General features: G+C 40.6%; 10 protein-coding genes. 2 read left to right on the top strand and 8 right to left on the bottom strand.

Annotation, left to right across the window (positions count from 1 at the left end; all coding sequences use genetic code 11):
* Positions 1-191: 191 nt before the first annotated feature.
* The 3 genes from ABDV70_RS03580 to yccS form a co-directional block, all read right to left on the bottom strand.
* Positions 192-2,795 (bottom strand): sulfite reductase flavoprotein subunit alpha, encoded by a 2,604-nt coding sequence (locus tag ABDV70_RS03580; RefSeq protein WP_343595460.1) that lies wholly within the window; start codon positions 2,793-2,795, stop codon positions 192-194.
* Between the two features lie 169 nt (positions 2,796-2,964).
* Positions 2,965-3,525, bottom strand: coding sequence for a hypothetical protein (locus tag ABDV70_RS03575; RefSeq protein ID WP_343595458.1), 561 nt, complete (start codon positions 3,523-3,525; stop codon positions 2,965-2,967).
* Positions 3,526-3,599: 74 nt separating this feature from the next.
* Entirely contained in the window at positions 3,600-5,771 is a 2,172-nt protein-coding gene (gene yccS, locus ABDV70_RS03570) for a YccS family putative transporter (protein WP_343595456.1), read from the bottom strand.
* Positions 5,772-5,905: 134 nt separating this feature from the next.
* Here yccS and ABDV70_RS03565 point away from each other — a divergent pair, with 134 nt between their 5' ends.
* Positions 5,906-7,105: a multidrug effflux MFS transporter gene (locus tag ABDV70_RS03565; RefSeq protein ID WP_343595454.1), complete on the top strand. Its 1,200-nt coding sequence runs from the start codon at positions 5,906-5,908 to the stop codon at positions 7,103-7,105.
* A gap of 68 nt (positions 7,106-7,173) precedes the next feature.
* On the opposite strand, the gene ABDV70_RS03560 is transcribed toward ABDV70_RS03565, so the two are convergent.
* Positions 7,174-7,770, bottom strand: coding sequence for a glutathione S-transferase family protein (locus ABDV70_RS03560; protein ID WP_343595453.1), 597 nt, complete (start codon positions 7,768-7,770; stop codon positions 7,174-7,176).
* A gap of 99 nt (positions 7,771-7,869) precedes the next feature.
* Here ABDV70_RS03560 and ABDV70_RS03555 point away from each other — a divergent pair, with 99 nt between their 5' ends.
* Positions 7,870-8,781, top strand: coding sequence for a LysR substrate-binding domain-containing protein (locus tag ABDV70_RS03555; RefSeq protein ID WP_343595451.1), 912 nt, complete (start codon positions 7,870-7,872; stop codon positions 8,779-8,781).
* Here the strand turns inward: ABDV70_RS03555 and ABDV70_RS03550 are convergent.
* The 4 genes from ABDV70_RS03550 to ccsA all read right to left on the bottom strand — a co-directional run bounded on the left by ABDV70_RS03550 (position 8,753) and on the right by ccsA (position 12,691).
* Positions 8,753-9,685 carry a tRNA-dihydrouridine synthase gene (locus ABDV70_RS03550; protein WP_343595449.1) on the bottom strand — a complete coding sequence of 311 codons (933 nt, stop codon included), beginning with the start codon at positions 9,683-9,685 and terminating at the stop codon, positions 8,753-8,755. The genes ABDV70_RS03555 and ABDV70_RS03550 overlap by 29 nt on opposite strands.
* A gap of 233 nt (positions 9,686-9,918) precedes the next feature.
* Positions 9,919-10,971: a linear amide C-N hydrolase gene (locus ABDV70_RS03545; protein WP_343595447.1), complete on the bottom strand. Its 1,053-nt coding sequence runs from the start codon at positions 10,969-10,971 to the stop codon at positions 9,919-9,921.
* Between the two features lie 14 nt (positions 10,972-10,985).
* On the bottom strand, positions 10,986-11,744 hold the full coding sequence (locus tag ABDV70_RS03540; protein WP_343595445.1) for a hypothetical protein: 759 nt from the start codon (positions 11,742-11,744) through the stop codon (positions 10,986-10,988).
* A gap of 140 nt (positions 11,745-11,884) precedes the next feature.
* Positions 11,885-12,691: a cytochrome c biogenesis protein CcsA gene (gene ccsA, locus ABDV70_RS03535; protein WP_343595443.1), complete on the bottom strand. Its 807-nt coding sequence runs from the start codon at positions 12,689-12,691 to the stop codon at positions 11,885-11,887.
* Positions 12,692-12,695 lie beyond the last annotated feature (4 nt).

Genomic DNA, 12,695 nt, shown 5'->3' with positions numbered 1-12,695 from the left:
CTGACATTCTGACATTCTGACATTCTGACATTCTGACATTCTGACATTCTGACATTCTGACATTCTGACATTCTGACATTCTGACATTCTGACATTCTGACATTCTGACATTCTGACATTCTGACATTCTGACATACAGTTAAAAAAGCCCAGATTTGATTGGTCTGGGCTTTTTTTGACGCAATTAAACTTTAATAAACATCTCGACGGTAACGTTCCTGATTTCGTAATTGGTCAAGTTGAGCTTCACCTAAGATGTCAATCAGCGCTTGTTCTACGCCCATTGCCATACCATCTATACTTCCACAGATGTAAAGTACAGCACCTTGTTCAACCCATGCTTTAAGCTGTTCAGCATGTGTTTTAAGCTGATCCTGAACATAGACTTTTTGTGCCTGATCACGAGAGAAGGCGAGATCCAGTTGTTGTAACATGCCTATTTCTAACCAGTGCTCTAGTGTATCTTTAAATAAGAAGTCATATTTACGTTGTCGTTCACCAAAAATCAGCCAGTTTTGTGTATAACCAAGCGCCACACGTTGTTGAAGCAGGCTCATGAGCCCTGCAATGCCTGTGCCGTTACCAATGAGGATAATTGGTCGATTATCATCAATAAGGTGGAAGCTTTCATTGGTACGAATACGTAAGGCAACTGGGCTGTGAATAGGTGCATGTTGACATAGCCATCCTGAACCTAAGCCAAGTTCAGCATTGGCATCGTGCTTTAAGCGAATGACCAGATCCAAATGCCCTTGTTCAGGAATACTGGCAATAGAGTATTCGCGAATAGGGAGTGTCGGCAGAAATTTTAAAATTTCATCTGGTGTGGCAAATGTAGCAATTTCTGTTGTTAAATTTTTATCTTTTAAGGCTGTCGCAAAGTCACATCCGTAAGAGTTAATCCATGTGTCAGCTGTGAAGCCCACTTTATTTAAAAAGTTACTTGTTCGTTCAGCATGATTAAATGGTTGGATTTCAACAATATCACCAGCCTTCCAGAGAACATCATTATTTGTTTTTAGTTGCAGATGAAAAATGGGGGATCCTAGACTATTTGGATTAATTTCTTGTCTTGAAACAAGTGTCCAGTTGTCAAAGATCTTATTGATTTCAATAGACTGAAGCTCAAGTGAGGTAATTTCACTTAAAGCATTATTCCATTGTTGTAGATCTGTTGAAGCAGCATTATTCACTTCAATGAGTGGAAATAAGGCTTGAGCCTGAGATTGTTTTAACCATTGATCAATAGAATGTCCAAATTGGCAGTAACTTTGCGGGTACTCTTTAGAGCCTAATGCCAGCACTGCATAATGCAGATGTGATAGATGAGCAGGTTGCGAAAGTATATTTTTACTAAAACTAACAGCAAGGTCGGGTGCCTCACCTGTTCCATAGGTGCTGGCAATCAATAGAACCTGACGAGCCTGTTGCAGGTCTGCAAGTGTGGTCTTTTGAAGGGGTTGTACCGTTACCGTTTGTTTGGCCTGTTGTAGGCTGGTTGCAGTGTGCCATGCCAGTTGTTCTGCTGTGCCTGTTTGTGTTGCATAGAGAATCAGCCACGGTGTTGCATCGGGATTTGTTGAAACGATAGGGGCTAATGCTTGACGTGCTTTAAATGTTAATTTTTTTTGTTTGCGACGTTTTAAATAAAGCATCCATCCCGTGACGAAGAACAGTGGCATTGCCAGTGCTGATAGCATTGCCATAAAGTGCCACACTGGGCCAAAGAAACTTCCTCTATGAACTGGTAACATGCTGTTCATGATTTTTTCATTGAGTTTTTTATCTTTATACAGTTTTACTTTTTCAAGCTGTTGGTCTTTTAGATTATAGATTGCAGTATTTCGTGCCCGTTCATTTTGAGGAACAGGATCTACAAAGCTGATTTCAACTTGTTCGGGCTTTTGCGGTAACGTCAAAGTGACAGAGGAATAAGCTGTTTTATATTTTTGATTAAAACCTATCCAAGATTGGTCGAGTGCTTGCTCAATTTGTAGGTTTGAAAGTGAATGGTCTGATTGTTCATTGGTTTGTGGTGCGTGATTTGGAGAATGTCCTTTTTTAGGTTGTTTTTGTTCATTTTTAGCAGCACCATCTTTTGACTGCATACCTTTCATTGCTGGACGTTCAACACCCAGTACATTGTACATTCCATCTCGCCACCAATCGTATGACCAATATAGTCCTGTTATGGCAAATACTAGATAAAAGGCAACGACCCATGTCCCCACCACAGCATGTAAGTCCCACAAAAAATTTCGCCCTTTGAGCTTTGGTTTTACTGCGAACCATTGTTTAAGCGAGTGTTTTTTTGGCCAACGTAAATATAGACCACTAAAAATAAAAAAAAGCAGCATCAGGGTGCATGCGCCTGTAATCTGTTTACCAACTTCGCCTACCGTTAAGTTACGGTGTAATTGTTGGATAAACTGGAAAAATGCACGTCCTTTGACTTCAGGTAATAATGCAGCCGTATATGGGTTGACCATTTGATTATAACCACGACGTTCACCTTCTTTTTGAATATTGACAGTAGAGGACTCGGTAGGGCTGGCTGCAACAGTAATACTATTAATTTTTATGTCGGGGTGGTGCTGTTGAAAATATTGATAAAGATTGGCAGGTGTCATTTTCGCTTGTGGTTGCGCTTGAACAACATAACTGTCCGTATTGATCCATTGTAAGATTTGTTGATCATAAGAATAAATGGCACCTGTAATGCCCATCAAAGACAAGATCAGTCCTGCTGTAATACCTAAAAACCAGTGAATCTGGAATAGTGCTTTTTTAAACATGGCGGTGAATAGCGTTATGAAAAGGGGGAAATTTGCACAAGATTATACACAGGATTGATTAGTAAATGTTATGGTTTTTCATTTAATATTTATTATCATTATCGTTAGAATTATCAATTTAACCCCCGCACCACACAAGGAGATGAGGGGGAGGTTCGGCTTGCAAAAATTAGATTTGTTTTGCTTCGCCGACAGTTTCTTTTAAATGCTTGCGAATAGTTTCAAAAGGAAAGTTTTTACTATCCATGCGTTTAGGCAGGATATAAGCTCCTTGTTGACCTTTTACTTTAAAGTTTAGAAGTAAGAATTCAGAGGTGTTGTACCATTCATAAACATCTTTCCATGAAATTGTTCCCACGCCTTCTTGTAAGCCCATTTGTTGGCGCATCACGATACCGTGAGGTTGTACACCTAAACGAATCCCTTTAATTTCCTGAACAGGATATTCGTTCATTTTACGTTTGACATACCATTCGAGCCCGAACTTACGAACAAGCAGATAAATTGCGACACAGGCAAGTGCAATCCAGCAAATAACGGTTGAATAATTTTTAATGAAAATAAGCCCTAAAATGGCAAGTAATGTCACAGCGCCCATAATCGCCCAAGCTTTAAGGCTAATCGTGTTAGTGCTCCGCCAAATCACCAATTGCGCATGGCGCTGTTCAGCTTCCGATATTTCATAATTTACGGGTTGCAAAGTATATGCATATAAGGTTTTAGCGGTCATAGCGAGTCGTTACAATGATTAAACTGAAAAATTTTAGCATCAAATGTCGATATCTTACACGAAAATCTCTGCTTTTAAATCGATGCAAATTCTGAGGCAGCATCATCATGTGGGTTACTCAGGTTTTGTTTGAGTGCCATAAGTTGATTTAAAATACTAAACATCAAAGATAACTGTTGTAAAATGATCAAGGATTGTTGGTCATGATCACTGTTTTGCGAAAGCCTTTGACGGATGACTTGCAGCATGTTTTGTGCCGACAAGTCTGGCATTTCATCATGAAGCAACGCACCACGCACATCTTCTAACGCTTTATCTAACAGGGTTAATATATCCTGATCATCAATTTTTTCACGATGTGCCCCAAGCGCAGCAATATAGCTGAGAAAAGTATGGTTTAAACACAATAAATCAAAGGATATGGTTTTTTGTTGTGGATCGATATCGGGTTCAGTCGCTAATGTAGAGATTAAAGAAGCCAGCTCTGCATCGGTGTTATGCGCTCCACGACGGACAACCCGATAGTTCAGGCTGTTATTTCGTCCTTGATGATATTGCTGAACAATTTCAGCGAAGTAGTTACATTGTGCAACCAGTGCGCGTGTAATACTCCGAGGTAGACGACGGAATTTCCAGTCTGGGAAAATAAAGCTTACACCAACCCATGCAAATGCACATCCAATGAGGGTGTCAATCAGGCGTGGTAGTGCAGCAGTTAGCCCCAGTCCATCTAGGTTAAAGTTAATCAGGGCTAAAATGGTAATAAAGGCAGTTGCCTGAGCATATTGTTTGCTGCGAAGTTCGAAGAATAAAATACCACTAATGATCAGAACCAACAGTTGTCCTTCGGTAGAAGGAACAAAATATAAAATGCCATAGCCGATAATAATCCCGATCAGCGTTCCAACGATACGTAAGCGTAAACGACGTTTGGTGGCGTTGAAGTTTGGCTGACTGACAAACAGGGCAGTGAGTAAAATCCAGTAACCATATTTAATATCGGTCATTTGAACGAATAAATAACTAGAAAATAATACGATAGAAAGTCGTACCGCATGGCGGAATAAAACTGATTCAGGCGTTAAGTGTTGTAAGATCCGAATCTTGATATCGGTGAAGCCTTTGAGGTCGTCATCTTTGAGTTGATGTTCTTGTTTGGTGCTGTCGATACTCAAGGCACGTTCTGCTTCAAGGTTACGTAACTGACCATCAATTGATTTTAGATTTTGATATAGCGAATACAGTGCATTCACCCAAATCGGGTCTTCAGGATATTGTTGCCCAAGTTTTTTGAGTGAGTATTTGAGGTTTTCAAAAGCATGTTTAAAGCGTTTATTATGTTGGTATGAGGTATGTTTTAAAATACTCTCGCTTAAATCCTTACAGGCTTTTCCTTGTAACGATAAAATGCGTTGAAAGCGAAACAGAATATCGCTGTGTTTAAAGTATTCAGTTAATTCCTGATAATCGATATGGGCAGAGTTAGCTCGTTCGTGAATATCTTGTGCCACAAAATAGTATTGCAGACTGCGACGGGTATCTTTTTGTCCCCGATCCCCTTTTAAGCGGGTGAGGAGTGCTGTTCGCATATCATTGAACAGGGAAACCAGTTTACCGTTTTCCAAGGACAGATCAATCATGCTTTGACGATAACTTTCTGCTGTCATGTCGACATCAAATAGGTTGGATTTGGCAAAAAGAAAGTCGCCTAATGATGAGTAACTTTGTGCCAGTTTGATTTGAACAGGTCGAACGGGAAAAAGTAAAAAACTGAAAGTGGAAAGTATACCGTACCAGACTGCCCCAATGACGAGTAGGGTTGCCTGCATGTACCATTGTTCAAACAAGTGTACGCCTAACATGGCATAAACGGAAATGACCAGACAGCCATACGAAATTGTGGCGTAACGTCTACCCAATGAGCCGAGTAAAATCCAGCCGATACAGGCAAAAATTAGACCAAAGGCAAAAATGACAGGGTGGGGAAATAGAAACTGAATGGAAGCTGCCGCAAAGAAAAATCCAATGTAGGTATAGAACTGGTTCATGAGCCTGACCGTAAAACGGTCATCAATATCACTTAAACCTGCTGCAACAACCCCGAGAGTGAGGGGGATGGTTGCCAGTTGAAAGTTCAGGAAATAAGGCACAAATGCAGTTCCCGTAAAAGCAATCGCCATACGGAGGTTGTACATGAATGATGCATTGTAGGTGAATTGACGAATACGTGCTAAACCGAGATTCAAAATGATTTCCTGACTGCAAAAAGATGATATTCTGTGCAACCTGTCTTGGGATAAATCCCATCTGACTGATCGAGATTATACTTTAGTCGTATAGGCTTGTCTGTATCGTTTACTCTCCCAATTATTGAATTTTTATGTCACATATAATGCAAAAAGCATATCCGCTTTCATGGCTTTTATTGCTTGCTTCCTTGACGGCACTTGGACCGTTGTCTATTGATATGTATTTGCCTGCTTTGCCACAAATGGCACAGGATCTACATAGCACACCTCAAAAAATCGCAAATAGCTTGCCTGCTTATTTTTTTGGATTAGCCATTGGTCAGTTGATCTATGGCCCTATTAGTGACCGAATTGGTCGTAAAAAGCCATTATATTTTGGTCTAACGCTTTATATTTTAGGGTGTTTGCTATGTGTTTATGCCAATAGTGATTGGGGGCTCATTATTGCACGCATCACTCAGGCATTGGGTGGATGTGTTGGTGTGGTGATGGCGCGTGCAGCCATTCGAGACCGTCTAGATGTTGAAGGTTCGGCTCAGGCATTTTCAAGCATGATGATTGTGATGGGGATTGCCCCTGTGATTGCCCCGACATTAGGGGCTTGGATTTTGGTATTTTTCTCGTGGCATATGATTTTTCAGTGTTTGGCGCTGATTGGTCTAATTTGTTTAGTGAATGTACATTTCTTTTTTCAAGATACCCTTGCCGTTGAAAAACGCTTACATCTGAATGCCAAACAAGTTGTAGTGCTGTATGGCAGCATTTTACAAGACTTGCGTTTTACCTTTCCCATGCTTTGTGGCTGTTTAAGTGGCGGAGCAATGTTTGTCTATATTAATTCGGCCACGGTCATTTTAATGGGGCAATATCATTTGTCCCAACAGCAATTTGCCTATGTTTTTGGCATCAATGCGTTGGGGATTACTTTAATGTCTTCAATCAATAAGCGTTGTGCCAATCGTCTTTCGGTGTCGCAACGCTTGGTATTGGGCGGTGTAATCCAATTTTTAGGCACATTGTTATTGATCGTAGCGGCTTCTTTTGAGCATTTTCCGTTGTGGGGCGTCATGTTGGGAATGTTTATTGTGGTATCGAGTATTGGTTTAACAGGCCCGAATGCAATGGCTTTGGCGATGGCTGAACAAGGCGCACGAGCAGGCACAGCCAGTGCGATTATGGGCAGTATGCAATTTATGACAGGGCTAATTGGGGGCGTGATTTTAAACTTCTTGATTTGGGGTGAGTTGCTCAATATGGCACTGGTCATGCTGCTATGTAGTGGTGGTGCTTTAATGGCGATGTATCAGGTGGTAAAAAGAAGAGCCGTGTAAGCGAGTTAAAAGCAGATCTATCCAAAAAGGTTGAATCATGATGATGATTCAACCTTTTGTATTTTTAATTAGGAAAAAGGATAAAGCTGGAATGCTTCTGTTTGTTCTAGTTTAAGCGTAAGTGCGTGGAGCTGTGTGTATTCTGCGACAGGAAACAGAGCAGGAAATTTTTCTTGTACAAAACGCCAAGCCACTGCAACAGTAATGGTTGCCTGATTTAAAGCAGGTGATTCAAGCTGCTGTAATAATACATGTTGATTAAGTTGTTGGCATGCTTGGTGAGCTTGCAACAGCACGCGTTCTTTCCATTGTGGAACTTGTTTTTCAGCAGGTCTTAATTCACTTTCATACACATATTGAACCGCCTTTTCGGCAAGAACCAGAGCTAGACCAAGCAGTTGGTACTCTTGTGCGGAAAGTTTAAAAAAACCTAAATTTCCAGCATGTTGTTGGTCTAAATAATTTAAGATAAGTGTCGAATCGATTAAATACGTCCCGTCATCGAGTACAAGTGTGGGGGCTTTGACCACAGGATTAATTTTTGAAAATTCATCAAAAGTTGAAAAAACTGATAACGAAATATGCTCAAAAGGGAGTTGTTTGGTTGCCAAACTAATTGCGACTCTACGCACAAAAGGAGAATCGAGCATGCCATATAATTTCATCACACAAACCTATATTTTTTCACTGATCAGGTTTTAGCATATACAGATTTTTTTGAACTGGTTTTCTCATTTCTAACCAAAATTGTAAGAGTAGCTTACATGGCAAATTTACCTTCGATTCAGATGCTCAAAAGTTTTGAGGCGGTGAGCCGCTTGGGGAGTTTTAGTCGGGCAGCAGCAGAATTACATGTTTCTCATTCCGCGATTAGCCAACAAATTAAGGCATTGGAAGATTATGTTGGTCGTCATCTCATTAACCGATGTGGGAAAAAAGTCGCTGTGTCTGAGGATGGGCGGTTATATGCTATCCAAATTCGGGATGCATTACAGGCAATTTCTACAGCAACATTAAAAATTCAAAATTATCCACGAAAAACACAATTGACCATTGCTACCACGCCTTCTTTTGCTGCACATTGGCTAGCGCCAAGGCTCATTGATTTTTATCAGAAATACCCACAAATCAAATTGAAACTGACAGCAGGTTTAGGGCTAAGGGACTTACAGCAAGACAATATTGATATTGCGATTCGTATGGGCAATGGTGATTGGGCGGCCACACAAAAAGCGCAGTTGTTTGCCGATGAGTTGTGGGTGGTGGCTGCACAAGATTTTCAATATGGTCAACTTTACTTTTCACCTGAGGATATTTTAAAAGCGCCGTTGATTTCTTCGGTAGAGTCTTGGCATTTATGGTGTGAAAAAGTAGGAATGCCTGTTTTAGAAACTGAGCTTATGCAGGTGAATGATTCAAATGTTGTGATTGAAATGGTGCGCCGTGGTTTTTGTGTGGCATTAGAACGTAAAAGTATTGTGTTCGATTTGGTACAGTCAGGCGAGCTTAAAAAGATCTCTGATATTGTCGTGACCTATCCGTGGGCATATTGGAGTGTGGTTCCTGAAGGGAAAGAGCCTGCATTGGAAGTCACACTGTTTTTAACGTGGTTACAGGAACAAGTCGCGTATTATTTACAGCAAGAAATTAAAGAAAGTTGTGCAGCTTTTGGATAACTTCATTTAAGTCTTTAATACGTTTGACTTCATCCCAAAGTAATTTTGCTTCGGGATAGGCTTTGGTCATCATCCCAAGCCATTGTTTATAACGACCTACCATTCCGATTTCGGTTTTACTTGGGCCATTTAAAAAGCGAATTTGCAATTCAAGCAAATCTTGCCATGAAAGAACGGCATCTTCACGATTTTGGCGGATACATAAGCTCAGATCGGGCGTGGTGACTGCACCACGTCCAAGCATTAAATCGTGACAGCCAGACTGTTCAAGACAGCGTTTGGCGTGTTGTGTGTTCCAGATTTCACCATTGGCAATGATGTTGATGTTTAGGGCTTCTACGATGGGTAGAATTTTTTCCCAATAGGCAGGTGGCGTATAGCCATCGGCTTTGGTTCGTGCGTGAACCGTGAGCCAGCTTGCACCCGCATCTTCAATGGCGTGGGCATTTTCTAGGGTATGATTTTCATCTAAATAGCCCAAACGCATTTTTGCAGAAACAGGGATGTGCTGTGGGACAGCATCGCGAACGGCTTTAACCAATAGATGAACGACATCGGGTTCATCGAGTAAAACTGAACCACCACGATGCCGATTGACTGTTTTTGCAGGGCAACCAAAATTAAGGTCGATGGCAGGCGCACCGAGTTCCACCGCACGAACAGCATTGGCTGCGAGCATGTCTGGATTATTGCCTAGAAACTGTACGTGAACAGGAGTGCCTGCGGAGGTTTTGCCATTGTTTTTGAGTTCAGGGCAATAACTGTCGTAGACATGTTCGGGTAAAACACTGTCGGTTACACGAATGAATTCTGTTACGCACCAGTCAAAACTGCCCACATGTGTGAGGACATCACGCATGATTGGGTCAGTTAAGCCTTCCATCGGTGCAAGAATCAGTTTCAAGGTGTAATACCCATAAAATAAAAACAGCGTTATACGGTTTTTTAGTTGGGTTGTCTAGTCGTTGGGGAGAAGAAGCCAATCCGCCGTTGTATGTGGTGTGACGATTTTATTTGAAGTAATTTAATGAAAAACAAGGATTTGATTGAGATGGTGTTTGGCTCAAAAGTAAGAGGGAACGATGCTGCTATTTAAAAATAGCAACACCGCCTAGCAATGGTTAAAGCGACAATGTGTTAGTCCGCTAGACCTAAGAATTTAAATGGTTGGGCTGTTTTAAAGAAGCGGTTGGCTTTACCTGCATAGATATTTTCCTGATTTGGCCCAAGCTCTAACTTTTGAGTTTGGCCATTGGCAAAGTTAATATCTTTTAAATCTACCCAAAAGACATTTGGAGAAACTGCTGATTCAAAGAAATACAATTTATTTTTATGATCTACAACTGTGCGCCAGCGAGTAGATGAAATGTTTGGTTCTTCTGCGGTATTTAAGCCAAAAGGAACGGAGGCATTTCGAATCACACTAAACACACTGGCTAAAGTTTCTTTTGTAGGCGCATTTTTAGGAATGGCATGAGTGTAAAAAGAGGCGCGTGCAAAACGGTCAGAAGCACGGTTGGTTCCCGGTAACATGACGGTACCGCCAATTTGTTGCCAGTATGTGTTGAGTGCAAGCTGTTGATCGAAGGTTGGTGAATTGGTCATAACCTGATAGCTGCGATTATGGTGGATGACCTGTTTCCCATTAATATATTCGATAATGGCACTATCTCCAGAGGCATCAGAAATTGAAAGATGCAAGGTAGCAAGGCGTTTTTCACCTGGGATCGCATCGGTCACAATTGTAAAAGGTTCTTTTTGGAGTGCGGCGACAGCTTCATTGACTGTTGCAAAATTATCTAAAACATACTGTGCCCAAAGTGAAATACTTAAAGGCGGTTTTGTCGCAGTTTTTGGGTCTGGATATTGTGACTCAACTAACCAAAGTAAATTGGCAACGAGACCTTTTTCATTAACACCATCTGTTGTCGAAATATCATAGCCTGTGGCAACGACACTGCCGTATTTAGATGTCCAGTGAATTGATTTTGGCCCCGCCATACCTGAGCGTTTAACCTGACTTGGTAAAATCCATAAATTGGTCTGCATATCCGATTTCCAATCCATAGAACGTGCTGTCATAACGTTCTGATTGTCACCTAAATACACGACACGCGTACAAGCCATAGTCCAATCGGCAACTAAAAGAAGTGACGTTGCACAGAGTATTTTTTTTAATTTATGTTTCATTAAATTTTATCCTATTAAAAAATGGGAATATTTAGACCAAGAACAGGACCCTGCTCATGAATATTCCAGTGAAAATTTCCAGAACGATAATCTTGTTTGAAATAGCGATAACCCGCATATAAGTTGATGTCTCGGTTAAAGACCGCAACGTTGTAACCAAGATAAGCTTGTGCCAAAAGGGTATCTTTCGCACCTGCTGTAATTTCGGATGCTACGTTCCAAGGGGAATCAAAGTTGTAGCGAAGACGTGTTCCCCAAAAAAATTCATTCCAATTAATATCGGCTGTTTTACTTAAACCAAATGCCCCCAATGTGGCTTTTGCCTCGGTATGATGTATCCCAATAGTAGGTTCTACCGTGAGTTTAGGTCGTTGATTTATATTCTCGACAGGGGATCGGTAAGCCTGATAGTAAAGACCATAGCTGGTCTGCGTTAATTTGGTTTTTAGTGCAATTGGATATTGAAGAACTTGTTTATTTTCAGTTGTTTTTACCAGTTGCTGATCGATATAAATTCCCCAGTCACCTTTACTTAAATTGATGCGCCCCATAAAAAAATGGTCTAAATTTTTTACGGTTTCATGAAAAGGCTGTCGGACCTTATAGTCAAGGTTTCCATCGCTAATTGAACCATCAATGTCGGCTGCAAATATATATAAATCAGTATTTAAATGAAAAGGACCAGCCAAAGAATTGCTTAAATCATTAGCCGCAAATAACAATGGGCTGAATAACAGTGAACTGATCAAAACAGATGTTTTGTAAAATTGCATTGTTTACTCTTTATATATGATTTTAATAATTATGATTATGTAAAATGACTGAATGTTTTGTTATTTTTTGTTGCTTAATTGAAATTTTTGCAAATAAATAAAGATTAGAGTGCGATGAAATATTATGTGAGGGAGATGTGTTATCTCCCCAAGATCATTTCCAGCACAAATTTAGAGCCAATAAAACCAAGCGCCAATAAAAAGAAGCCAATTAGGGTAAAGCGAATTGCTTTTTGTCCACGCCAGCCAAATTTAAAATGCCCAATGAGCAGTGCACCATAAATAAACCATGAAATAATGCTAAACACGGTTTTGTGTGCCAAATGCTGTTGTAAGAAATTTTCGACCATAAAAAAGCCAAAAATCAGGGCGACACTCAGGGTAAGAAATCCTGTAATCAGCATATCGAATAATAAGGATTCCATGACCTGAAAGGGTGGTAGTAAATTCACCCATAAGCGCCGTTGTTTTTTCTTGAGCTCACGGTCTTGAAACCACATCAATACCGCTTGGATGGTTGCCATGAGCAATACCGCATAGGCAGAAAGCGATAAAATGATATGAATATCTAAGCCAATGGCATGTTCAAAGGCATATTGATTTGGCTGACTAAAGGCAAAACCGAAAATTAAACCGCTTGCAGCAACAGGAATCCCGATTAGATTCAATGCTGTGACAGGACGATAGCTGCTGTATACTATGCTTAACAACAGCATTAATCCTGAAGTAAAGGACAACAGGTTGAAAACGTCATAGTTGACACCATATGTTGTCAGCATGTCTTGTTCTAGGACAATGGCATGTAAAATTAAGCCAATTGCCAAAATGACGCGTATGAACCAGTGATTAGGTTCGCGTTTGGCAATAAGGTGTAAAAAGGAGTACCAAAAACCTGTGGTATAAGCGATTAATGCGAGTATTGTGTACACCAAGGGGAGACTGATCATGTCA

The organism is Acinetobacter sp., assembly GCF_039596015.1.
Taxonomy (GTDB): domain Bacteria; phylum Pseudomonadota; class Gammaproteobacteria; order Pseudomonadales; family Moraxellaceae; genus Acinetobacter.
The sequence above is the reverse complement of the archived record's forward strand: the minus strand, read 5'-3'. Positions and strand labels throughout refer to the sequence as shown.

Coding starts and splice junctions, on each gene's coding strand:
- ABDV70_RS03580 (WP_343595460.1), bottom strand. CDS start 2,795: ATGTTTAAAAAAGCACTATTCCAGATTCACTGGTTTTTAGGTATTACA.
- ABDV70_RS03575 (WP_343595458.1), bottom strand. CDS start 3,525: ATGACCGCTAAAACCTTATATGCATATACTTTGCAACCCGTAAATTAT.
- ABDV70_RS03565 (WP_343595454.1), top strand. CDS start 5,906: ATGTCACATATAATGCAAAAAGCATATCCGCTTTCATGGCTTTTATTG.
- ABDV70_RS03560 (WP_343595453.1), bottom strand. CDS start 7,770: ATGAAATTATATGGCATGCTCGATTCTCCTTTTGTGCGTAGAGTCGCA.
- ABDV70_RS03555 (WP_343595451.1), top strand. CDS start 7,870: ATGGCAAATTTACCTTCGATTCAGATGCTCAAAAGTTTTGAGGCGGTG.
- ABDV70_RS03545 (WP_343595447.1), bottom strand. CDS start 10,971: ATGAAACATAAATTAAAAAAAATACTCTGTGCAACGTCACTTCTTTTA.
- ABDV70_RS03540 (WP_343595445.1), bottom strand. CDS start 11,744: ATGCAATTTTACAAAACATCTGTTTTGATCAGTTCACTGTTATTCAGC.
- ccsA (WP_343595443.1), bottom strand. CDS start 12,691: ATGATCAGTCTCCCCTTGGTGTACACAATACTCGCATTAATCGCTTAT.